The 21,600-nt window shown below is 73.9% G+C and carries 22 protein-coding genes; 14 read left to right on the top strand and 8 right to left on the bottom strand.

Annotation, left to right across the window (positions count from 1 at the left end; all coding sequences use genetic code 11):
- Positions 1-12: 12 nt before the first annotated feature.
- From AOM09_RS12745 to AOM09_RS12705, 9 genes are read left to right on the top strand one after another with little or no spacing between them, the layout of a single operon-like run.
- Positions 13-972 (top strand): AAA family ATPase, encoded by a 960-nt coding sequence (locus AOM09_RS12745; protein ID WP_062389191.1) that lies wholly within the window; start codon positions 13-15, stop codon positions 970-972.
- Complete coding sequence (locus AOM09_RS12740) at positions 969-2,336, top strand: DUF58 domain-containing protein (RefSeq protein WP_062389188.1); 1,368 nt, start codon at positions 969-971, stop codon at positions 2,334-2,336. Before AOM09_RS12745 ends, AOM09_RS12740 begins: the two co-directional genes overlap by 4 nt.
- Positions 2,333-4,861 carry a transglutaminase-like domain-containing protein gene (locus AOM09_RS12735; protein ID WP_156162364.1) on the top strand — a complete coding sequence of 843 codons (2,529 nt, stop codon included), beginning with the start codon at positions 2,333-2,335 and terminating at the stop codon, positions 4,859-4,861. Before AOM09_RS12740 ends, AOM09_RS12735 begins: the two co-directional genes overlap by 4 nt.
- A 25-nt stretch (positions 4,862-4,886) precedes the next feature.
- Positions 4,887-6,749, top strand: coding sequence for an FHA domain-containing protein (locus tag AOM09_RS12730; RefSeq protein WP_062389183.1), 1,863 nt, complete (start codon positions 4,887-4,889; stop codon positions 6,747-6,749).
- Positions 6,746-7,564 carry a PP2C family protein-serine/threonine phosphatase gene (locus tag AOM09_RS12725; protein WP_062389181.1) on the top strand — a complete coding sequence of 273 codons (819 nt, stop codon included), beginning with the start codon at positions 6,746-6,748 and terminating at the stop codon, positions 7,562-7,564. Before AOM09_RS12730 ends, AOM09_RS12725 begins: the two co-directional genes overlap by 4 nt.
- Positions 7,561-8,133: a hypothetical protein gene (locus AOM09_RS12720; protein ID WP_062389180.1), complete on the top strand. Its 573-nt coding sequence runs from the start codon at positions 7,561-7,563 to the stop codon at positions 8,131-8,133. Before AOM09_RS12725 ends, AOM09_RS12720 begins: the two co-directional genes overlap by 4 nt.
- Before the next feature lie 31 nt (positions 8,134-8,164).
- A complete protein-coding gene (gene gcvT / locus AOM09_RS12715) occupies positions 8,165-9,295 on the top strand; it encodes a glycine cleavage system aminomethyltransferase GcvT (protein WP_062389177.1) in 1,131 nt (376 codons plus the stop codon).
- 43 nt (positions 9,296-9,338) lie between these two features.
- Entirely contained in the window at positions 9,339-9,722 is a 384-nt protein-coding gene (gene gcvH / locus AOM09_RS12710; protein WP_062389175.1) for a glycine cleavage system protein GcvH, read from the top strand.
- Between the two features lie 15 nt (positions 9,723-9,737).
- Complete coding sequence (locus AOM09_RS12705) at positions 9,738-10,247, top strand: (deoxy)nucleoside triphosphate pyrophosphohydrolase (RefSeq protein WP_062389172.1); 510 nt, start codon at positions 9,738-9,740, stop codon at positions 10,245-10,247.
- A gap of 69 nt (positions 10,248-10,316) precedes the next feature.
- On the opposite strand, the gene AOM09_RS12700 is transcribed toward AOM09_RS12705, so the two are convergent.
- On the bottom strand, positions 10,317-10,886 hold the full coding sequence (locus tag AOM09_RS12700; protein WP_062389171.1) for a DNA-3-methyladenine glycosylase I: 570 nt from the start codon (positions 10,884-10,886) through the stop codon (positions 10,317-10,319).
- 133 nt (positions 10,887-11,019) lie between these two features.
- Here AOM09_RS12700 and AOM09_RS12695 point away from each other — a divergent pair, with 133 nt between their 5' ends.
- From AOM09_RS12695 to metE, 4 genes are all read left to right on the top strand, one after another.
- Positions 11,020-11,907: a methylenetetrahydrofolate reductase gene (locus tag AOM09_RS12695; protein ID WP_062389168.1), complete on the top strand. Its 888-nt coding sequence runs from the start codon at positions 11,020-11,022 to the stop codon at positions 11,905-11,907.
- 41 nt (positions 11,908-11,948) lie between these two features.
- On the top strand, positions 11,949-12,383 hold the full coding sequence (locus tag AOM09_RS12690) for an OsmC family protein (protein ID WP_062389165.1): 435 nt from the start codon (positions 11,949-11,951) through the stop codon (positions 12,381-12,383).
- A 2-nt stretch (positions 12,384-12,385) separates the two neighbouring features.
- A complete protein-coding gene (locus tag AOM09_RS12685; RefSeq protein ID WP_062389163.1) occupies positions 12,386-12,871 on the top strand; it encodes a GNAT family N-acetyltransferase in 486 nt (161 codons plus the stop codon).
- 176 nt (positions 12,872-13,047) lie between these two features.
- Positions 13,048-15,372: a 5-methyltetrahydropteroyltriglutamate--homocysteine S-methyltransferase gene (metE, locus tag AOM09_RS12680; protein WP_062389160.1), complete on the top strand. Its 2,325-nt coding sequence runs from the start codon at positions 13,048-13,050 to the stop codon at positions 15,370-15,372.
- 64 nt (positions 15,373-15,436) lie between these two features.
- Here metE and AOM09_RS15575 read toward each other — a convergent pair whose 3' ends face one another.
- Both AOM09_RS15575 and AOM09_RS12670 read right to left on the bottom strand, forming a co-directional pair.
- Positions 15,437-15,853 (bottom strand): type IV pilin protein, encoded by a 417-nt coding sequence (locus AOM09_RS15575; RefSeq protein WP_062389158.1) that lies wholly within the window; start codon positions 15,851-15,853, stop codon positions 15,437-15,439.
- Between the two features lie 67 nt (positions 15,854-15,920).
- Entirely contained in the window at positions 15,921-16,286 is a 366-nt protein-coding gene (locus AOM09_RS12670) for a VOC family protein (protein ID WP_062389156.1), read from the bottom strand.
- A 514-nt stretch (positions 16,287-16,800) separates the two neighbouring features.
- Between AOM09_RS12670 and AOM09_RS12665 the strand changes: the two genes are divergently transcribed.
- Positions 16,801-17,400, top strand: coding sequence for a hypothetical protein (locus AOM09_RS12665; RefSeq protein WP_156162362.1), 600 nt, complete (start codon positions 16,801-16,803; stop codon positions 17,398-17,400).
- On the opposite strand, the gene AOM09_RS12660 is transcribed toward AOM09_RS12665, so the two are convergent.
- The 5 genes from AOM09_RS12660 to AOM09_RS12640 form a co-directional block, all read right to left on the bottom strand.
- Positions 17,390-17,896: a GNAT family N-acetyltransferase gene (locus tag AOM09_RS12660; protein ID WP_062389150.1), complete on the bottom strand. Its 507-nt coding sequence runs from the start codon at positions 17,894-17,896 to the stop codon at positions 17,390-17,392. The genes AOM09_RS12665 and AOM09_RS12660 overlap by 11 nt on opposite strands.
- A 36-nt stretch (positions 17,897-17,932) precedes the next feature.
- Positions 17,933-19,273 carry an MFS transporter gene (locus AOM09_RS12655; RefSeq protein ID WP_062389147.1) on the bottom strand — a complete coding sequence of 447 codons (1,341 nt, stop codon included), beginning with the start codon at positions 19,271-19,273 and terminating at the stop codon, positions 17,933-17,935.
- A gap of 113 nt (positions 19,274-19,386) precedes the next feature.
- Complete coding sequence (locus AOM09_RS12650) at positions 19,387-20,631, bottom strand: cation:proton antiporter (protein WP_082099141.1); 1,245 nt, start codon at positions 20,629-20,631, stop codon at positions 19,387-19,389.
- A 3-nt stretch (positions 20,632-20,634) separates the two neighbouring features.
- The gene (locus AOM09_RS12645) at positions 20,635-21,114 is read right to left on the bottom strand and encodes a cation:proton antiporter regulatory subunit (protein WP_082099139.1); all 480 of its coding nucleotides are present in this window, start codon (positions 21,112-21,114) and stop codon (positions 20,635-20,637) included.
- A gap of 51 nt (positions 21,115-21,165) precedes the next feature.
- A complete protein-coding gene (locus AOM09_RS12640; protein ID WP_062389144.1) occupies positions 21,166-21,600 on the bottom strand; it encodes a DUF6174 domain-containing protein in 435 nt (144 codons plus the stop codon).

Genomic DNA, 21,600 nt, shown 5'->3' with positions numbered 1-21,600 from the left:
AAGGAGGCCGCTGTGGCCCTGACCTCCGAGCACACGCAGTGGTTCGAGACCACCTTCGGCAAGCTCGTCGACAACGTCGAGCGGGCCGTGGTGGGGAAGCGGCACGTGATCGAGCTCGCCTTCACGGCGATGATCGCGGAAGGGCACCTGCTGCTCGAGGACGTGCCCGGCACCGGCAAGACGTCGCTCGCGCGCGCGATCGCCCAGACCGTCAAGGGCACGAGCACACGCATCCAGTTCACGCCCGACCTGCTGCCCGGCGACGTCACCGGCGTGACGGTGTACGACCAGGGGCGCTTCGAGTTCCATCACGGCCCGGTGTTCGCGAACGTGGTGCTGGCGGACGAGGTCAACCGGGCGTCGCCCAAGACGCAGTCCGCGCTGCTCGAGGTCATGGAGGAGCGCCAGGTCACTGTCGACGGCGTCACGCGCGAGGTCGGGGCGCCGTTCATGGTGGTCGCGACGCAGAACCCGATCGAGCAGGCGGGCACGTACTCGCTGCCCGAGGCGCAGCTGGACCGCTTCCTCATGCGCACGTCGCTCGGCTACCCGGACCATGCCGCGACGCTGCGCATCCTCGAGCCCAAGCGCCCGGCGCGCATGACGGTGCCGGCGATCGCGGAGCTCGACACCATCACCACGATGTCCGAGCTCACGCACGACGTGCAGCAGCACGCGCTCATCTCGGACTACATCGCGCGCATCGTCGGCGCGACCCGCTCCGCGACCCAGGTGCGCCTCGGCGCGTCGATGCGCGGCGCGCTGGCCCTCGCCTCCGCGTCGCGCACCTGGGCGCTCGCGCACGGCCGTCACTACGTGGTGCCGGACGACGTGAAGGCGCTCGCGGAGGTGGTGCTCGCGCACCGGCTCATCCTCGACCCCGAGGCGGAGTTCGACGGCGTCACGCAGGGGGCCGTCATCGGCCAGATCCTGCTCGACACCGCGCCGCCCAGCCAGCGGGACCTCGTGTGACCGACCGCCCCGACCTCACCGCGACCCGGACGCGCACCGCCGTCACCGGGACGTACTCGACGCGCACCGAGGTGGCCGATGCGCCTCGGGGTCGGGTGGTCGGGGCGCGGCTCAGGCTGGACCAGGCGGGACGCGCCGTCGGCGGCGTGATCGCCGCCGGCTGGCGCGCGGTGCGGGCCGTGGTGACCCCGGCCGGCTGGGCGGTGGCCGGCTGGACCGCGGCGGGCCTCGCCGCCGGGTTGGGGTGGGGCTGGGAGGAGGCGCTCGTCGCGGGCGTGGCGGGACTCGTGCTGCTCCTCGCGGCCGTGCCGTTCCTGCTCGGCGACGTGCGCTACCGCGTGACGTTCGCGCTGGACCGCGACGCGGTGATCGCCGGCGAGCCGACCGCGGGATCGGTCGTGGTGGTCAACGAGGGCCGCCATGCGGCGCTGCCCGGCAGCGTCGAGCTGCCGGTCGGCGAGGCCCTGGTCGAGCTTCACGTGCCCCTCATGCGCGGACACGCCGAATGGGCCGAGCGCGTCACCATCCCGGCGCGGCCGCGCGGCATCGTCGAGGTGGGCCCCGCCGCATCGGCCCGCACCGACCCGCTGCACCTGCTGCGTCGTCACCGCGCGTGGGACGAGGTCCAGACGCTCTACGTGCACCCGCGGACTGTCGAGGTCCCCAGCACCTCGCTCGGCTGGGTGCGCGACCTCGAGGGCCAGGCGGTGCGCATCCTCACGAACGAGGACATCTCCTTCCATGCCGTGCGGGAGTACCAGCGCGGCGACGCACAGCGGCACATCCACTGGAAGTCCACGGCAAAGACCGGGACGCTCATGGTCCGGCAGTTCGAGGAGACCCGTCGCTCGCTGCTCACGCTGGTCCTCGACGTCGACCGCGGCTCCTACCGCGACGACGACGAGTTCGAGATGGCGGTGAGCGCGCTCGGATCGCTCGGGACCCGGGCGATCCGCGACGGCCGCGAGGTGCGCGCCGTCGCGAGCGGCGAGGTGCCCGAGTTCGCGCGCGCCTCGGTGCGCTCCCTGCGGGCGCTGCGCGTCGGGTCGCCGCGCGCGCTGCTCGACGACCTCGCGGGCATCGGGTCGAGCGACGCCGCGATGCACCTCGCGACGGTCACGCGCATGGTCGCGGAGGACGACCAGGGCACGTCGCTCGCGGTGCTCGTCACGGGCTCGGCGCTGGGGCACGATGCGCTGCGCACCGCGGCGCTGAGGTTCCCGGCGGACGTCTCCGTCGGGGCGGTGGTGTGCGCGCCCGCGCAGGAGCCGCGGATGCACGCGCTGGGCGGCATCGAGGTGGTGAGCCTCGGCGTGCTCGACGACCTGCGCCAGCTGCTCGCCCGAGGAGCGTCGCGCCGATGATGGCGCGGGAGCGCGCCACGCGCGCCGCGGTCCGGCCCCGGGTGCTGCTGGGCGCATGCCTCTATGCGCTCGCGATGGCCGGGACGGTGGTGCTCACGCTGCGCCCCGTGTACGTCGCATCGGACGCCGCCCCGGCGCGCTACGGGCTCGTGGTGCTCGTCGGCGCGGTCATCGGCCTCGGCGCGAGCATGCTCACGCTCCTCGCGCGCCGCGGGCCCGGGCTGCTCCTCACGCTGCTCGGCGTCGGCTACCTGGGCGGGGCCCTCCTCGTGGCGATCCCCGGCGCCCTGCGCGGCCCCGAGTCGCTGGTGAAGGCGGCGATCCAGGCCGTGCGCGCGCCCGTGACCGGCTGGAAGGACATCGTCACGCTGCCCGTCCCGCTGGGCGACTACGAGGCGACGCTCGCCGTGCCGCTGCTGATGGTCGCGGTCACCACCGCCGGCATCGTGTGGGCCGGGACCCGCGCACGGTGGTGGGGGCTGTCCGTGGCCGTAGGCGGCGCCGCCTTCGCGGTCGCGGTCGCCGTCGGACCCGCCGCACGCACGGGACTCGACGCGCTGCCCGGCGTCGCGGGCGACCTCAGCCGCGAGATCCTCATCGGCCTGGGTGCGTGGGGCGCGACGCTCGGCTGGGTGCTGTGGCGGATGGCGGACCTGCGCCACGTCGCGCTGCACGGCGCGGGCGGCGGGGTGCGCGGCGTGCGTGCGCCCGGTCGCGCGCTCGGGCGCTTCGGGCTGGGCGCCGGCGTGCTGGTGGTCGCGCTGCTCGCCGCGGTCGCCGTGGCGGTGCCGGTCGCCCAGTCCCAGCCGCGCGAGGTCGCGCGCACCGCCGTGACCCCGCGGCTCGTGGTCGACCGGTCCGTGTCGCCGCTCACCACCTACCGCGCATCGTTCTCCGACGCGCTCTACGACGCGCCGCTGTTCACCGTGGCCGACGCGACCGGGCCGGTGGACCGGGTGCGCATCGCGACCCTGCCGTTCTTCGACGGGAGCGCCTACACGGCCGTGGCGCCCGACGGCTACACCCCCCTGCGCTTCCAGCGCGTGCCGTCGAGCCTGCCGCTCGACGGCGCCGAGGAGGTGAGCCTCACGGTGACCATCGAGGGGCTCGAGGGCCCCTGGGCTCCCCTGCCGGGCGCGCTCGGCGGCGCGCGGCTCACGGGCCCCCGAGCCGCCTCCCTCGCCGACGCGTTCTACTACGCGCCCGAGGCGGCCGCCGCGGTGGTCGCGCTCGACGGCGGCGTGGCCGCGGGCGACGCGCTCGCCGTCACCGCGGCGGCGCCCGTCGCCACCTCGCTCGCCGCGGCGGGTCCCTCCCCCGGCGGGTCGGGAGTGCCGTCGGAGCTGATCCCGGCGTCGCTCGGCGACTGGGTCGAGGCGCAGGGGGTCACGCGCGACGGGGCCGGGCTCGCCACGCTCGTGGAGCGGCTGCGCGCGCGGGGCTACCTCAGCCATGCGCTCACGGTCGACGGCAGTCCGCAGTGGGTCCAGGGCCTGGGCGACTACACGTTCGAGCCCTCCGCTGCCGGGCACTCCTACGACCGCATCGATCGCCTCTTCACCGCGCTCCTCGAGCGCGAGGCCGAGCTCGGCGCCGAGGCGAGCGACGCTCAGCTGGTGGCCGCCGTCGGCGACGACGAGCAGTTCTCCGTCGCCGTCGCGCTGCTCGCGGCGGAGCTGGGCTTCCCCGCGCGGGTGGTCGTGGGCGTGCGCATCGCCGACACCGATGCGCAGAGCTGGGCGCCCGAGACGTGCATCGAGGTGTGCCGCGGCCGCAACCTCAGCGCGTGGACCGAGGTGCGCTCGGCCGCCGGCGAGTGGATCCCGGTGGACGTCACGCCGCAGCACACGGCGCCCCTGACCCCGAGCATCGCGACGGAGACGGACCCCGCGCTGCCCACCGCGACCGACCCCGACCGCGCCGAGCCGGTGGACGCCGTCGCCGCGCTCAAGGGACGCAGCGGCGGCGGCGACGTCGCGCCCGCGCTCGACGACGCCCTGCCGTGGTTCACCGGCACCGTGCGGACGGTGCTGGTGAGCGCCGTCATCCTCCTGCTCCTGCTGGGCCCGGTGCTCGGTGTGCTCATCGCCAAGGCGGCGAGGCGTCGTCGTCGTCGTCGGGGCCCCGCCCGGGCGGTCGCCGAGGGAGGGTGGGACGAGTACGTCGACCTCGGCCTCGACACGGGGCTCGACCCCATGCCGCTCGCCACGCGTCACGAGCTCGCCCAGGCGTACGGCACCACCCACGGCGTCGCGCTCGCGGCGCTCGCTGACCGCGCGACGTTCACGTCGGAGGGGGTCGAGCAGGACGATGCGCGGCTCGTCTGGGACCTTCTCGCGCGCGACCGCGCGGAGCTGCGGGCGCGACGGAGCGCGTGGCGTAGGCTCGCCTCGCGCCTGTCGACCCGCTCGCTGCTGGGGCGCGGCTCCGGAGCGCGGGCCGATGCGAGGCGCGAGCACAGCGACGAGCGTTGGCGGACCGTGCCGCCGCGCGGTGGCTCCTCATCGACGAGGAGACGACGATGACACGGCTGAGGGAAGGAGCGCGAGCATGATCGGAGGCGTCGTCACGGACGTCACGGGCGAGGTGACCACGGTCGGGGTCGCGCCCGCGTGGATCGCGGGCGTCCTGCTCGGCGCGCTCGCGATCGGGATCGTGTGGATGGGGCTCGCGCTGGGCGCGGTGTACCGGAAGGTCGGCGCCCGCCCGGCCCTCGCGTGGATCCCGGTGGTCCGCTACGCGGTCCTCGCCCACCTCACGCAGTCCTCCGTGGTCGGCACCGTCGTCGCGCGGGCGATCGCCGCGCTCGGCTACCTCACCTGGCTCGTGTGCGCGTTCCTGATCTCGAACGCGACGGTCGGGCTCGTGGGCCTCGGCGTCGCGGCGGTCGCCGCCGCGGTCGCCTGGGCCATGTGGATCGTCCAGACCCACCGCTTCGGGCTCGATCACTCGCTTCCGGGCGCGCTTCCCGTGGTCGCCGCGATCGCGCCGGCCGTCTGGGCCGCGATCGTCGGCTGGGGCGGCGGGCTCGTGCCCGTCGCGTCCGCGTCGGCACGCCCGGTCGCGCGGGACGATGCCGGGGATGCGGCTCCCTCGTGGGCCGACGAGGCGCCGCGCGGCGCGGGTGCCGCGGGCGACGCCGCCGGCGAATCCGAGCCCGAGGCGCAGGCGCCCCAGGCGATCTGGGGAGCGTCGCCCGCCTCGGTGCTGTGGGCTCATGCGCCCCAGGAGCCGGCGAACGTCGACGACATGTACCCCGTCGAGCCGTTCACCGGCACCGACGGCTACCCCCGGCTCAAGGATGCGGAGGCCGCGCCGGAGCCGGAGGCCGTGCCGGAGCCCGCGCCTCAGCCCGAGCCCGGGCCGGAGCCGGAGGCCGTGCCCGCGTCGGAGGCCGACCGCCCGGCGCGGGTCTCGCCCTTCGCGTCGCTCGCGCCGGAGGTGCTCGACCGTTCCGCCGAGGAGCGCGCCTGGAACGCCGCGGCCGCCGAGACCGGCGCCGTGCCCGAGGTCCAGGCGTCCCCGGAGGCGCCCGTCGCGGCGGACGCGCCGGATCCCGAGACCCCGCCCGCCTTCCTCGCGGTGGCCGCCGAGCTGCCCGACGCGCTCGACGTCCCGGCGGAGCCCGACACCGAGCCGGTGCCTCAGCAGCAGGCTGCGCCCGAGCCCGAGCCCGAGCCCGAGCCCGAGCCCGCGGTCGACGTGCCGCCGCCGGCCGCCCCGGTCTACGTCGAGCCCACGCCGACCCTGCCGATCAGCCCGTACCTGCGCGGAGGCGCGGCCGCCCCTCCCGAGGCGCCGTCGGCCGTGCCGTCCTTCGCGATGCCCGTCGCCCCGGTACCCGCGCCTCCGACGGCGCCCGCGCCGGACGTCGAGCCGGGCTTCGAGCCGGATCCCGAGCCGACGCTCTCCCCCGAGCCCGCGGCCGAGCCCTCCGCCCCGGCGGCCCCGATCATCCTCCCGCCCCCGCCGGTCGCGGCCGCGCCGGCGGAGCCCGTCGCGCACGAGCCCGTGGCCCCCGCCCCGCACACGGCGGACGACCACCCCGACGACAGGACGCAGGTCTCCGCGCGCCAGCGCGAGGCGTGGGAGCTCGTCACGTCGGAGGGCGGCGTCTACGGCTTCGACGCCGAGGCCGTGCTGGTGGGACGCAGCGGCGGGCTCCCGCCGATCGACGGGACGCGCCGCCTCGACCTCGTCGACTCGACGCGCACGGTGTCGAAGACGCATGCGCGCCTCGAGCTCACCCGCGGGACCTGGTGGGTCGAGGACCTCGGATCGACCAACGGCACGTACCTCGTCGATGCCACGGGCCACGAGACCCAGGTGCCGGACGGCGTTCCCACCCCGGTCACGGGCCGGTTGATCCTGGGCGACGTCGAGGTCGACATCCGACGCCGGGGCGGCGCGTGAGCGGCGGCGCGCCTCAGGTCCATGGCGGCGGAGCGACCGCCGTCGGGGGGCGCGCGCGCAACGAGGACGCCTTCATCGCCGAGGCGCCGGTGTTCGTGGTCGCGGACGGCATGGGAGGCCACCTCGCCGGCGCCGAGGCGGCCGCGGCGGCCATGGCCGCGTTCCACCCGCTCATCGGCGCCCCCGCCGTGGTGCCGGCCGACGTCGACCGCGCGCATCTCGAGGCGCGCCGCCTGGTCGCGCGGGTCCAGGCCCAGGTCGGGGCGGCCTCCGGCACCACGCTCACGGGCGCCGTCGCCGTCATGCACGACGGCAGCCCGTGGTGGATGGTCCTCAACGTCGGGGACTCCCGGACCTATGCGCTCGACGGCGGGGTCCTGCACCAGGTGAGCGTCGACCACTCGCACGTCCAGGAGCTCGTGGACGCGGGGCGGATCACGCCGGAGGAGGCGCTGGTCCATCCCGACCGGAACCTGCTCACGCGCGCGATCGGGGACGACATCCCGCTCATGGACGCGTGGCTGGTGCCGCAGACGCCCGGGCGGCGCATCATCGTCGCGAGCGACGGCCTCATGAAGGAGGTCGAGGACCACGAGATCGGCGAGCTCGCGGCGATGGTCGGCGAGCCCGCCACCGCGGCGGCGGCCCTCGTCGAGCTCGCCGTGGGTCGCGGCGCGCGGGACAACGTCACCGTGGTCGTCGCGGACGCCACGTCCACCACGACGTTCGGCGCGGACGCCTCGCCGTGGCCCGCGTGGGGCGAGGTGGACCGCGAGGACACCACGCCGAGCGCACGCAGGCGGGGCCGGCCGTGACGGACGACGAGACCCGGCTGTCCGCGCGGCGCGCCGCGCGCGACCCGGCGCCTCCCGTGGCGGACGAGCCGGACGACGCGACGGAGCTCGCCCAGCGCCGCCGCGGCGACTCCACGCGGCTGTCGCGCCGGCGCATCGCCGAGAGCGCGACCCAGCCCCAGACGCAGCCGGCGACGGAGACGAGCGGCGGACCCGCCGATGTGAGCGACACGGTGGCGCCGCGTCGCCGCCCGCGCGCACGCGGCGAGGATCCGACCCTGCGCCCGCCGGCGGATCTCGCGGCGCCCTCCGCCGAGGGCGGCGCGCACCTGCCCGGGCGGTTCGGCGGCGAGCCGCAGCACTACTACCCGCGGATCCGCCACACCCAGAGCGCCGCGGGCGCGGGCGTGTGGCCCGAGCCCCCGCGCGTCGACGAGGGCGGTCACGCGCCGCAGGTGCTCGACGCGGCCGGCCGGGAGCGGCGTCGCGAGGCGGGCGCGCGGTCGCGCAAGCGCCGGGTCGCCGTGCTCGTGGGCGCCTCGCTCGCCGCCGTCGCCGCGGCCACGGCGGTCGCCGTCACGCTGCTGTAGCGCCCGTCGACGCGCGGCTACGCTGAGGGGCATGTCCGACGCCTCCCTGCGCTCCCCCCTGCATGACCAGCACGTCGCGCTCGGCGCGACCCTCGTGCCGTTCGCCGGCTGGGAGATGCCCGTGAGGTACACCGGGGACATCGCGGAGCACACAGCGGTGCGCACCGGCGCCGGGCTCTTCGATCTCTCGCACATGGGCGAGATCGCCGTCCGCGGCGAGGGGGCCGCGGCGTTCCTCGACTTCGCGCTCGTGGGCCGCATGTCCGCGGTCGCCCTCGCCGGCGCGAGGTACACGATGATCTGCACGCCCGAGGGCGGGGTGATCGACGACCTCATCGTCTACCGGCGCGACCACGATCACTTCGTGATCGTCGCGAACGCGTCCAACAAGGACACGGTGGTCGCCGAGCTCGACGCGCGCGTCGCGGGGTTCGACGCGACGGTCGAGGACATCTCCGCCGCCATCGCGCTCATCGCCGTCCAGGGGCCGCTCGCCGAGGGCATCGTCGCTCGCATGTGCGTGCGCGGCGACGACGACATCCGGGCGATGCGCTACTACTCGGCCGCGAACGTCCTGCTCCGGGGCGACATCCACGCGTTCGCGGCGCGCACCGGCTACACCGGCGAGGACGGCTTCGAGCTGTTCGTCGGCGCGGACGAGGCCGCGGCCGTGTGGGAGCTCGCGCTCGAGGCGGGAGCCGAGGACGGCATCGTCCCGTGCGGGCTGTCCTCGCGGGACACGCTGCGCCTCGAGGCGGGTATGCCGCTCTACGGCCAGGAGCTCACGCGCGCCACGACCCCGTTCGACGCGGGACTCGGCCGCATCGTGGTGCTCGGCACGGCCGCGAAGCCGCGCGGCGACTTCGTGGGCCGCGACGCGCTGCTCAAGGCCAAGGTCGAGGGTCCCGCGCGTGTGCTCGTCGGGCTGGTGGGCGACGGCCGCCGGGCGGCTCGCACCGGCTACGCGGTGCTGGACGATGCGGGCGCCGCCGTGGGCGAGGTCACGTCGGGCGCACCGTCGCCCACGCTGGGCCGGCCCATCGCGATGGCCTACGTCCCCGCGTCGCTGGCGGAGCCGGGCACGGTGGTCGGCATCGATGTGCGCGGGCGGCGCGAGGACATGACCGTGACGGCGCTACCGTTCTACTCGCGGGCCTCGTAGGCTCGTCCCAGATCTTCATAGACCCGACCCGAGAGGGGTTGTCATGTCGAACGTTCCCGACGAGCTCGCGTACTCCGCGGAGCACGAGTGGGTCTCGGGTGAGCCCGACGCGGGCGCCGAGGTCACGGTGGGCATCACCGAGCACGCGGCGGCGGCGCTGGGCGACATCGTCTACGTCGAGGCGCCGCGCGTGGGCGACACCGTCATCGCTGGCGAGGTCTGCGGCGAGCTCGAGTCGACCAAGGCCGTGAGCGAGCTCTACTCGCCGGTGTCCGGCACCGTCACCGCGGTCAACGAGGCGCTCGAGGGTGCGCCCGAGACCGTCAATTCGGACGCGTACGGCGACGGCTGGATCTTCAAGGTCGAGCTCTCGGAGACCGCGACCGACCTGCTCGACGCCGAGGCGTACGCGGCGACGATCGCGTAGGCGACGGTCCGGGCCATGGGAGTCAACACGCGGCTGGTGGTGGCGGCGGCGATCACCGATTCGCTCGACGCCCCTCGGCAGCTGCTCGCGGCCCGCCGCAGCGCGCCGTCCGCGCTCGCGGGGCTGTGGGAGTTCGCCGGCGGCAAGGTCGAGCGCGGCGAGACCGCGGAGGCCGCGCTGCGACGCGAGATCCGCGAGGAGCTGGGCGTCGAGATCGAGATCGGCGACGAGCTCGTGGGGCCCGACGACGGCCAGGGCGTCGAGGCCTCGTGCGACTGCCCCGTGTGGATGCTGCGTCCGGGCGACGCCGACGTCGACCGCCTGGTGATGCGCGTGTGGTGGGCGAGGATCCTGCCGGGGGCCGACGGCGCCGCCGTCGAGCCGAGGCCGCTCGAGGACCACGACGAGCTGCGCTGGCTCGAGCCCGGCGCCTGGCGCGACGTGCCGTGGCTCCCGGCCGACAAGCGCATCGTCGAGGCGCTCCTCACCGACGCCGTCGAGCGTCACCGCCGCGCCTACTGCTGAGGTCGCCCGCGCGCGGCGGCATCAAGCCGGACATATCCACATCAAGTGGATACAAATGTGGACAACGCGCTACGCGCGTGCGGCGACGCATCCCGCGATGTGGTCGTCCACCAGCCCGCAGGCCTGCATGGCCGCGTACATCGTCGTCGGGCCCACGAACACGAAGCCGGCCTTCTTGAGCGCCTTCGCCAGCGCGATCGACTCGGGCGTCGAGGCGGGGACGTCGTCCCAGCTGACGGGCGCGGCGACGCGCGGCTCGGGCACGAACGACCAGAACAGCGAGTCGAGCGAGGTGCCCGCCTCGGCGAGCGCGACCGTCGCACGCGCATTCGTGATGGCGGACTCGATCTTGCGGCGGTTGCGCACGATGCGCGCATCGTCCATGAGGCGTGCGACGTCCGCGTCGGTGAACGCGGCCACCGCCGCCGGCTCGAAGCCGTCGAACACCTCCCTGTACCCCTCGCGCTTGCGCAGGATGGTGATCCAGGCGAGCCCGGACTGCGCCCCCTCGAGGACGATGCGCTCGAGCAGCGCCGCGTCGCCGTGGACCGGGTGCCCCCACTCCTCGTCGTGGTAGCGCTCGTACAGCGGATCCCCCGCGCCGAAGCACCGGGCAGTGGCGTCGTTCATGGCCGTCATAGGTCCAGTCTGGCGGGACGATGCGACGCTCGGCGCGCGACATTGTGGCACTTGTGGACAAGAACCGGGCTTCACGGTGCTGTGCGCCTCGGGGATGGAAGGGACGCATCGCGCCGGGTATCGTGAGCGCGCCATGACCATCCGTGACGTCCTCGCCCAGCCGCGGCCCACGCTCTCCTACGAGCTGTTCCCGCCGCGCACCCCCGCCGCCGAGTCGACCCTCGAGGAGACGATGCGGGCGCTCGCCGCGACCCGTCCGGACTTCATGTCGATCACGTACGGCGCCTCCGGCACCACGCGCGGGGCCTCGCGCGGCGTGGTGCATCGCCTCGCGGTCGAGCACACCGTGCCCCCGCTGGCCCACCTCACGTGCGTCGACCAGTCGCGGGCCGAGCTTATCGAGGTGATCGAGGCGTACCTCGAGGACGGCGTGCGGGACTTCCTCGCGCTGCGGGGCGACCCGCCGCAGGGGCAGACCGACTGGCGACCCCACCCCGAGGGGCTGCTGTACGCGTCGGACCTGGTCGCGCTCCTCCGCGAGGTCGCGCACGCGCACGGGATCGACGATCTCAGCGTCGGTGTCACGGCCTTCCCCGCGCAGCACGTGGTGCCGCAGTACCGCCAGATGGGCCTCGACGTGTTCCGCGCCAAGCAGGACGCGGGCGCGGACTTCGCGATCACCCAGGTGTTCTACGAGGTGCGCCAGTTCACGTCGCTGGTGACCGATGCGCGCGCGCAGGGGATCCACCTGCCCGTGATCCCCGAGGTCATGCCGCTCGTGAGCGAGCGTCGGGCGATCCGCGCCGAGCAGCTCACGGAGGTGCGCATCCCGTCCGAGCTGTTCGCCGGGCTCGAGGCTGCGCGCGACGACGACGAGGCGCGCGCCGTGGGGGTGGCGCATGCCGCCCGTCTGTCGCGCGACCTCCTGGACGCGGGCGCCCCCGGCATCCACATCATCACGTTCAACCAGCATCGTGCCGCGCTCGAGCTGGTCGACGCGATGGGGCTCGTGCGGGACTGACGCGGTCCTGACGCTGCTCCGCGGCGTGCGACCATCGGTGCATGACCCGTACCTCGTCGCCCCGCACCGTCCAGCTGTCCCGTGAGTCGGAGCGCGTCTACGTCGCGACCAACGCCCAGGGCGACACCCTGCGCTTCGGCCGCGGCGAGGGGCTGCTCTCGCCGGTGGAGCTGCTGCTCGCGGCGATCGCGGGCTGCTCGGCCATCGATGTCGACGTGATGACTTCGCGTCGCTCCGAGCCCGAGCGCTTCGACGTGACCGCGTCCGCCGAGTACGTCACGGAGGACGGCGCGAACATCCTCGAGGACATCCGCGTGCTGTTCGACCTCGCGTTCCCGGAGGGCGAGGACGGCGACGCCGCGCGCAAGCGCATCGGCGCCGCGCTGCGCTCGTCGCACGAGAAGTCCTGCACGGTGTCCCGCACCATCGAGGCCGGCGTGCCCGTCGTGCTCGAGCAGGCGCCCGGCACGGAGTGACCGTGTGGGTCGACCTCCTCGAGATCGACCTCGACGCCGGTCCCGACGCCGCCGACGAGGCCATGGCGGCCATGCATCGCGCGTTCGACGAGTACACCGCGAAGGGCGAGACCGCGGGCGTCATGCTCGAGACGCCCGCGACGCTGCGCGAGGAGCTGGCCGCGGGGACGCGGCTGGCCGTGGCGCGGCTCGACGGGAGCATCGTCGCCGTCGCCAAGCACCACCCGGCTCCCGACGGCTACCGGTACTTCGGGCGCCTGGGGGTGGAGCCCGCCGCGCGCGGCAGGGGCCTCGCGGCCGCGCTGGTGCGCGCGCTCCGGGACGATGCGCTGCTCGCCGGCATGCCTGGCCTCGCCTGCACCGTCAGGGCGGCGGAGGAGGGCAACATCGCGCTCTACCGGAGGCTGGGCATGGAGATCACGGGGCGGGGCGAGCGCGTGAGCCGCACCGGGGCGACCATCGCCGTCGTCGACATGCGCGACGCCTGAGCGGCGCCGTCACTGCTCGACACGCGTCCACCAAGTGGGACGCGCCGTCCATTTCTTGGACATGCCCCCTAGCGGACGCCGTCATCGCGGGGTAATCTATCGGCGCAACTCGGCGCGATCCGCGTCGACCAAGCGCAATGGCGAGCCCGCCGCGCACCAAGCCTCTATGAGGAACCATGACTGAGCAGAACTCCGTCCGTGTCCCTGCGCCCGCCTTCCCCGGCGGCACCATCCTGGGGTACCCGCGCATCGGCCGAATGCGAGAGCTGAAGAAGGCCCTCGAGTCGTTCTGGAAGGGCGCGACCTCCGCCGCCGAGCTCGAGGCCGCAGCCCAGGAGCTGCGCCTCGCGAACCTCGCCCGCCTCGCGGAGCTTGGCCTGGGCAAGGACGACGCCTCGATCCCGAGCAACTTCTCGTTCTACGACCACGTGCTCGACGCGGCCGTCACCCTCGGCGCCGTGCCGACCCGTTTCGCGGACCTGCGCGCCGCCGACGGCTCCGTCGACCTCGCGGGCTACTCGACCATCGCCCGCGGCGTGGGCGACAAGGCCCCGCTCGAGATGACCAAGTGGTTCGACTCGAACTACCACTACCTGGTGCCCGAGATCGGCCCCGAGACCGCGTTCGCGCTCTCCAGCACCCGTTGGGTCGACGAGTTCGTCGAGGCGCGCGAGGCGGGCTACGTCACGCGCCCCGTCATCACGGGCCCGCTCACGTTCCTCTACCTCGCGAAGGCGAGCGACGAGGCTCCCGAGGGCTTCCGCCCGATCGAGCGCCTCGCGGATGTGCTCGAGGTCTACGGCAACCTCCTCGAGGCCTTCAAGGCGGCCGGCGCGCCGTGGGTCCAGATCGACGAGCCGATCCTGGTCGCCGACATCGACGCCCCCCGTGACGAGGTCCTGGCGAACGCGGCCACGGTCTACGGCTCGCTCGCCGCGCTCGCGAACCGCCCCGCGCTGTTCGTCGCCGCGCCCTACAACTCGCTCGATGACGCCCTGCCTGTCCTCAAGGGCTCCGGCGTCGAGGCCATCGGCGTGGACCTGGTCCGCGGCGCGGTGCCGTCGGGCACGGATCTCGCCGGCGTGACGGTCGTGGCCGGCGTGGTCGACGGCCACAACATCTGGCGCACCGACCTCGACTCCGCGCTGCGCAAGGCGGCCGAGATCGAGGCGCTCGGCGCCACGGTCGCCGTGTCGAGCTCGACGTCGCTGTTCCACGTGCCGCACACGCTCGACGGCGAGGAGCACCTCGGTGCCGAGCTGCTGTCGTGGCTCGCCTTCGCGGACCAGAAGGTCGGCGAGGTCGTGACGCTCGCGACGGCGCGCGCGGAGGGCGAGGCGGCGGCGGCCGATGCGTTCGCCGCGACCCGCGCCGCGCTCGCCTCGCGCAAGGCGCACCCGGGCACCAACAAGGCGGACGTCCGCGAGGCGCTCGCGGCCGTGACGCCCGGCGACCTCGACCGGCCGGCGTACGCGGTGCGTGCTGCGGCGCAGGACGCCCGCTTCGGGCTTCCCGAGCTCGCGACCACCACCATCGGCTCGTTCCCGCAGACGCCGGACATCCGCAAGGCGCGCGCCGCGTGGGCGAAGGGCCAGATCGACGACGCGGCGTACGAGGAGGCCATGAAGGCCGAGATCGCCTCTGTCGTGAAGCTCCAGGAGGACCTGGGCCTCGACGTCCTCGTGCACGGCGAGGCCGAGCGCAACGACATGGTCCAGTACTTCGCCGAGCTGCTCGACGGCTTCGACGTCACGGTCAACGGCTGGGTCCAGTCGTACGGCTCGCGGTGCACCCGCCCGTCGATCCTGTGGGGCGATGTCACCCGGCCCGAGCCCATGACGGTGCGCTGGTCCGCCTATGCGCAGTCGCTCACCGCGAAGCCCATGAAGGGCATGCTCACCGGTCCGGTGACCATCCTCGCGTGGTCGTTCGTGCGCGACGACCAGCCGCTCGGCGTCACCGCCAACCAGGTCGCGCTCGCCCTGCGCGACGAGATCCGCGACCTCGAGGCCGCGGGCATCGGCATCATCCAGGTCGACGAGCCCGCGCTGCGCGAGCTGCTCCCGCTGAAGAAGGCGGATCAGGCGGCGTACCTCGAGTGGTCGGTCAACTCGTTCCGCCTCGCCACCTCGGGCGCGCAGGACGACACGCAGGTCCACACGCACCTGTGCTACTCGGAGTTCGGCGAGATCATCGACGCGATCGACGGCCTCAACGCCGACGTCACCTCGATCGAGGCGGCGCGCTCCCGTATGGAGGTCCTCCCGGCCATCCAGCAGCACGGCTACGAGCGGCAGATCGGGCCCGGCGTCTGGGACATCCACTCGCCGCGCGTGCCGTCGACCGAGGAGATCACCGAGCTGCTCGCGCTCGCGAAGAGCTCGATCCCGGGCAAGCAGCTGTGGGTCAACCCGGACTGCGGTCTCAAGACCCGCGCGTACGCGGAGACCACCGCGTCGCTCGAGCACATGATGGCGGCCACGGCGGCGGTGCGCGCGTAGCGCATCGTCCCTGGCCGCGCGGCCCGGTCCCCTCAGGGGGCCGGGCCGTCGCCGTGCTCGGAGCCTACGGTGTCGCGCAGGCGGAGTCCTCGACGTAGCCGTCGGTGCCGTCGAAGCGCACGCCGGGGCTGCGGGACACGTCGCCCCCCGGGTGGCTCAGCTGGACGCACCACGCGTCCTCGTCGCCGGGCACCCACGTCTCGAAGACGACGCCGGGCGAGGCGGGGAAGGCGACGTCTCCGTTGATCTCGTAGTTGCCTGCCACGAGCTCGACCAGCGTCACCGGGTCCTGGGAGTACGCGGCCCGGATCTCGACGCCGAGGCTCATGGCGTCGGACCGCGCGGCGGCGTCGTGCGCCTGCCTGGTCTGGTTGAGGTACATGGGGATGGCGATCGCGGCGAGCACGCCGATGATCAGCATCACCACGAGCAGCTCCACCATGGTGAAGCCGGCATCATCGCGTCGGGGCTCGCGGATCATCAGGGCCTCCCTCACAGGCTCGGGCCCCAGTGTGGCGGCACGCGCACCCCGGCGCAAGCATGGCCGTTCAGCCGGGCGACAGCACGCCCACGATGTTGCCCTCGGTGTCCTGGAAGCGTGCCCAGAAGCCCGATGTGGCATCGACGGGCTGCTTCGGCTCGACGACAGCGCCGCCGGCAGCGACGGCGCGGTCAAGCATCGGCTGCAGGTCCGCACCGCCGTCGAGGTAGAGCACGGCGCCAGCGCTCGAGGGAGTCCAGTCGGGGCCCGCGGCGATGGCACCGATCATGACGTCGCCATCCGGGATGAGCGCCTTGGGCCTCCCGTCCCCGATGTCTTCCGGGATCAGCGAGACACCGAGCAGGGACTCGTAGAACGCGGTTGCGCGCGCCAGGTCGGTAGCGGGGATCTCGAACCACGCAAGTCGTGCCATGGCCACCGGTCTACCCCCGCCCAGCGCGGGCGGCACCAGGGTATGGCGTAAGTCGCCCCGCACACCTCCGCGAATTCATGCGGATCGCGACGCCGATCGTGTGCGACCTGCCCGCGAATTCATGCAGATCGCGACGGGCGCGTGCGCCGCGAAGCGTCGGTGGCGGTCCGTCGCAAACGGCATGAATTCGCGGAGGAGTCGGGTGCGACGGGGTTCATCCTCTCCGAGGGCGTGGTCCCCAGGCGTCCGAGGCCGTTCGACGCTCCACGGTCCGGTCCTCGCGCGCGCTTCCTGCGTCGCCTCGATCCAGCGTGGGGCGAGGACGATGCGGAGGGCACGGATGGGCGCGATGCCGGGGGACCTCGGGGACAGGGATCCACAGACGATGCTCCGGCGGTGGCGGGCGGCCGACGGAGTCCGCCGGCAGGCGAGGTGGGTCGATCTCGTCGGGACCCCAGGGAACGCGGCCCCGCGCGCCTTCCCGCTTTTCGGCACCGCGGATGTGCGTCGCGCGGTGGGGGTTCCGGATCGCTGGCTGCGCCGCAGGCTCGCGGAGGGACGCATCGTCGCGCTGGCGCGCGGACGCTTCGTGTGCGTTCCCGACGGAGCAGGGGCCGGTTGGCAACCGGACGCGATCGAGGTCGGGTGGCTCCTGGCGGCCGCGCGCTTCGGTCGCCGGGCGCCCTACATCAGCGGGCTGAGCGCAGCCGCGATCCATCACGCATGCGAGCCGCCGCGCGGTGAGGTGCACGTCACCGTCCCCGCGCAGACGAGGCCCGTCGCGCTCGATGCGCTCGGTGTCACCGTGACCTTCCATCAACGACGCGAGACGCGGATCAAGGATGTGCCTCCGCTCGGCACCGATCCCGCCAGGACGACCGAGGGGCCGATCCTCCTGGTCTTCGGAGGCGAGCTGGGCGACTGGCTTGCCACCACGCGTGCTCAGACGCTGCTCGACCTCTGCCATTCGCCGCTACGGACGGGTGACCCCTCCGAGGCTCGCCGTGCCATCGCGCGGCTACGTGCGGTCGTCGACCATCGGACGGTCCGGATCACGGCGCGCGGGCAACGCCGTCTCGCGGCCGCGGCCCGCTACTTCGAGCTCAGAGCGTGAGCTGCCAGAGGCCCACGTCGATCCAGCGGTCGAACTTGTAGCCCGCCTCCGTGAGGGTGCCGACGTGGCGGAAGCCGAGCCGTTCGTGGAGCGCGACCGAGCCCGGGTGGGGCAGCGCGACCACACCCATCACCGAGTGCACCGGCGCGTGGACCGAACCCTCGAGCGTCCGGAGCCGGTCGAGCAGCGCACCGTACAGCGCGGTGCCCAGGCCCGAGCGGCGCGCGTCCGCGTCGAGGTACACCGTCGACTCCAGCGTGTGACGGTAGGCCGCGCGATCGCGGTACGGGCCGGCGTACGCGTATCCCACGACGCGCCCGTCAGCCTCGGCCACCAGGTACGGCAGGCCGCGCTTCTGGATGCCGTCGATGCGCCCCCACATCTCGTCGGCCTCGACGGGCTCGGTCTCGAACGTCGCCGTGTCGTGGAGCACGTAGTGCTCGTAGATCTCGGCGATGCGGGCCGCATCGGTGGCGGCGACGGCGTCTCTGATCACGCGGCCATTATCGGCCCGCTCCGCGGTCCCGGGTGACTACGCGGGGACGGGGAGCGCAGCGTCGCGCGACACCTGCTCCTCGTAGGCGCGACGCGACCGCAGGTAGCGCCACGACGCGAGCGCGATCACCACGCCCAGCGCGCCGGCCGCCCCCGTGACGAGGAACCCGCCCTCGGCACCCACGCGATCGATCACCGCGCCCACCGTCCACGCACCCGCGGCGACGCCAAGGTCCATGCCGGTGCGGGTCCACGTCATCCCCTCGGTGAGGCGCGAGCGGGGCACGAGCGCATGCGTGACGCCGTCCCCGACCGCCATCGTCGGCGCGATGGCGAGGCCCGTGAGGAACATCAGCGTGCCCAGCGCGACCAGCCCGGGCGCGAACATGAACGACACCGCGCCCACGCCCGTGATGGTCACGCCCCAGAGCATGCGCGAGGCGAGCGTGAGCGACCACACGCGCGAACCGTAGGCGAGGCCGCCCACGAGCGATCCGACCGCCCACACCGCGAGCACGAGGCCGGCCTTCTCCTTGTGGCCCAGCTCCTCCGCGAACGCGACCGTGGCGGCGTCGACCGAGGCGAACATCGCGCCCTGCGTCGCGAAGATCGCGGTCGTGATCACCAGCGCCGGGGTGGTGACGAGCAGATGCCCGCGCAGCGCCCCGCGGTACCGGCGCAGCCCGCGCGGCCGCGGCGGCAGGCCCACCCGCTCGAGCGTCCCGTCGATGACGAGCGCGCGACCGTGATCGTGCGCGGCTTGGCGGCGCCGCGCATCGTCCCTCCGCGCCGGCGGCTCCGTCGCGGTCAGCGCGAGGAACGCGTAGCCGCCGATCGCGAGGGTGGTGACCGCGAGCACGCTCGGCACCCAGGAGGCGACCTGCGTCGCGAGGATCGTGGCGAGCGCCGGACCGACGATGAAGAGCACCTCCTCGAGCGAGGACTCGAGCGAGAACGCCGTGTTGAGCGCGTCCTTGTCCGGGACGATGTGGGTCCAGCGGGCGCGCGTGTGCGTCGACTGCGTGCCGCCCGCCGCGAACAGGGGCGTGAGCAGGAGCAGGACCCACAGCGGCTGGTGGGTGAGCGCGGCGGCGATCATCGCGACGCGGCCCACGATCGCGACGGCGAAGCCGACCCGCAGCACGCGCGACTGCCCGTACGCGTCGGTCAGCCTGCCGACCTGGGGCGAGATCGCCGCGAAGGACAGCGCGATCGCGGCGAGAACGATGCCGCCGTACTCGTAGCGCCCGTACTCGATCTGCACGAGCAGGAACGTCGACAGGCCCGTGAGCCCCATCTGCATGCGCGCGACGAGGCCCCAGGCGGTGAACGCACGCGCTCCGGGGAGCGCGAGGATGCCTCGATACGGGGAGAGCATGACGGAACCTCACAGGCTGAGATCGCGCGCGTCCTCGCGCGGAAGCCACGCCAACTGCGCGACGTGGCCGGCGCATCGTCCCCGGGGCGGAGCGCCTGTCCGGGAACGACGGCTCATCGTCTCACACGGGCGGAGCCGTCCCGGACGGGGGCCTTGAGCGGGGACGGGATGCGGTCGGCGAAGCGCATGAGGATCGAGCCGGCGACCGCGAGGGCGAGCACGTAGGCGGCGGCGAGCGGGCCCAGGAGCGGCTGCGCGCCGGCGGCGACGCCGAGCCCGGCGATGACGATCGAGAACTCGCCGCGCGGCACCAGCGAGAGCCCCGTGCGCCACTGGCCCTTCGGGCCGATGCCGGCGCGCTTCGCCGCCCACACGCCCGTGCCGATCTTGGTCACCGCCGTGACGAGCGCGAGGGCGAGCGCCGGGAGCAGCACCGGGCCGAGGTCGCGCGGGTCGATCCCGATGCCGAAGAACACGAAGAAGATGCCGCCGAAGACGTCGCGCAGCGGGGGCATGAGGCCGCGGATCTGGTCGGCCACGTTGCCCGAGAGGGTGAGCCCGAGCAGGAACGCGCCGACGGCGGCCGACACCTGGACCGCCTCGGCCAGGCCGGCGACCAGGAACGCGAGGCCCAGCACGCCGAGCAGCAGGAGCTCGCGCGAGTGCGAGTGCACCACGGCGGAGACGTGCTTGGAGAAGCGCACCGCGAGCATGAAGGCGACCGCCACGATCGCGATCGCGATGCCGGCCGCGATCGCTCCCTGGACGAAGGTCGCGCCGACGAGCATGACCGCGAGCAGCGGGAGGAACACCGCCATCGCGATGTCCTCCATCACCAGCAGGCTGAGGATCACGGGAGTCTCGCGGTTCGCGAGCCGGTCGAAGTCGTCGAGCAGCCGCGCGATGATCCCGGAGCTCGAGATGTACGTGACGCCCGCGAGCAGCACGGAGGCCTGGAGCGACCAGCCGAGCAGCTGCGCGACGATGAAGCCCGGCGTCGCGTTGAGGACGAGGTCGAGGATGCCCGCCTTCCACGTGGTGCGCATGCCGACCTTGAGGTCGTCGGGCGAGTACTCGAGGCCGAGCAGCAGCAGGAGCAGCACCACGCCGATCTGCGCGCCGATCGACAGGAACTCCTCGCCCGCGTCGATCGGGATGAAGCCGCCCTCGCCCATGACCAGGCCGGCCAGCAGGTACAGGGGGATCGAGGGGATGCCGATGCGGTTGGCGAGCCGGCCCAGCAGCGCCAGGACGATGAAGACGATCCCCAGCTCGATGAGGACCACCGAGGTCTCGCTCGCGTGGGCGCTCACCAGCTCGACGCGCAGGCCCGGCAGGGGTGCGGTCGCGGCGAGCATCGGTCAGCCTGTGAGGATCGCGGCCGCGCGGTCGACGGCCTCGTCGGAGCCCATGACCAGGACCGTGTCGCCCGGCTCGAAGATGAAGGACGGCTCGATGCCGGGGATGCCCTGGTCGCCGCGGATGACCGCGACCACCGAGGCCGAGGTCACGGTGCGGATGCGGCCCTCGGCGAGCGGGCGCCCGACCAGGCCGCCCCTCGCGGGCATCGTCACCCACTCGATCGCGAGCCCCACGATGGTGTGACGGAGGTCCTCGAGCCGCGCGATGATGTTCGAGCCGCCCAGCAGCTCCGCCATCTTGCCGGCGTCGCCCTCGGAGAGCTCGACCGTGCCGCGGCACGAGTCCGGGTCGTCGCGGTCGTACAGCGCGATGTCGCGCTTGCCGTCGCGGCGCACGACCACGCCGACGTGGTCGCCGCCCTCGGCCGTGAACTCGTAGCGGACGCCGACTCCGGGGAGCGGGGTCTCGAAGATGTCCATGCGGCCTACTGTCCCACGTACGAGGCCTGACCGGCTATCAGCCCGGCCGGGTCACCCGACGTCGACGCCGAGGACGTCGATCGCGTACTCGTCGTCTATGGCGTTCTCATCGGGGTCGAGCTCGAGGCGCCGCGGCGTGCCGTCGTCCGCCTGCTCGAGATCGGCCACGCGGTAGCCGTCGGCGACGCCGAGGTTGTAGAGCTCGACGAGCCCGGTGAGCGTGGGGAAGTCCTCGAGCGCCGGCTGGTAGTCGTGCGCCGAGTACTCCGCGAGCTCGTCGAGGGGCTCGGCGGCCGCGACCGCCCGGTCGTCGACCGTGATGCGCCACGTGCCCGCGGTGGTGCCGAACACCGTGATGGTCGCCTCGTACACGTAGTCCGCAGGCTCGTCCCAGGGCTGCGCGTCCTGGTCGGACGGCGCCGCGCAGGCCGCGAGCGCGACGATGCCGCCGACCGCGGAGGCCGCCGCGCAGGCGAGCCCGCGCAT

Source organism: Demequina iriomotensis, from assembly GCF_000971395.1.
Taxonomy (GTDB): Bacteria; Actinomycetota; Actinomycetes; order Actinomycetales; family Demequinaceae; genus Demequina; species Demequina iriomotensis.
Note: the sequence above shows the minus strand (reverse complement) of the source record. Positions and strands in the feature narration are given on the sequence as shown.

Bases quoted from the DNA above. Each gene is read 5' to 3' on its own strand.
- AOM09_RS12735 (WP_156162364.1), top strand. From the start codon at position 2,333: ATGATGGCGCGGGAGCGCGCCACGCGCGCCGCGGTCCGGCCCCGGGTG.
- AOM09_RS12730 (WP_062389183.1), top strand. From the start codon at position 4,887: ATGATCGGAGGCGTCGTCACGGACGTCACGGGCGAGGTGACCACGGTC.
- gcvT (WP_062389177.1), top strand. From the start codon at position 8,165: ATGTCCGACGCCTCCCTGCGCTCCCCCCTGCATGACCAGCACGTCGCG.
- gcvH (WP_062389175.1), top strand. From the start codon at position 9,339: ATGTCGAACGTTCCCGACGAGCTCGCGTACTCCGCGGAGCACGAGTGG.
- AOM09_RS12705 (WP_062389172.1), top strand. From the start codon at position 9,738: ATGGGAGTCAACACGCGGCTGGTGGTGGCGGCGGCGATCACCGATTCG.
- AOM09_RS12700 (WP_062389171.1), bottom strand. From the start codon at position 10,886: ATGACGGCCATGAACGACGCCACTGCCCGGTGCTTCGGCGCGGGGGAT.
- AOM09_RS12695 (WP_062389168.1), top strand. From the start codon at position 11,020: ATGACCATCCGTGACGTCCTCGCCCAGCCGCGGCCCACGCTCTCCTAC.
- AOM09_RS12690 (WP_062389165.1), top strand. From the start codon at position 11,949: ATGACCCGTACCTCGTCGCCCCGCACCGTCCAGCTGTCCCGTGAGTCG.
- metE (WP_062389160.1), top strand. From the start codon at position 13,048: ATGACTGAGCAGAACTCCGTCCGTGTCCCTGCGCCCGCCTTCCCCGGC.
- AOM09_RS15575 (WP_062389158.1), bottom strand. From the start codon at position 15,853: ATGATCCGCGAGCCCCGACGCGATGATGCCGGCTTCACCATGGTGGAG.
- AOM09_RS12670 (WP_062389156.1), bottom strand. From the start codon at position 16,286: ATGGCACGACTTGCGTGGTTCGAGATCCCCGCTACCGACCTGGCGCGC.
- AOM09_RS12655 (WP_062389147.1), bottom strand. From the start codon at position 19,273: ATGCTCTCCCCGTATCGAGGCATCCTCGCGCTCCCCGGAGCGCGTGCG.
- AOM09_RS12650 (WP_082099141.1), bottom strand. From the start codon at position 20,631: ATGCTCGCCGCGACCGCACCCCTGCCGGGCCTGCGCGTCGAGCTGGTG.
- AOM09_RS12645 (WP_082099139.1), bottom strand. From the start codon at position 21,114: ATGGACATCTTCGAGACCCCGCTCCCCGGAGTCGGCGTCCGCTACGAG.
- AOM09_RS12640 (WP_062389144.1), bottom strand. From the start codon at position 21,600: ATGCGCGGGCTCGCCTGCGCGGCGGCCTCCGCGGTCGGCGGCATCGTC.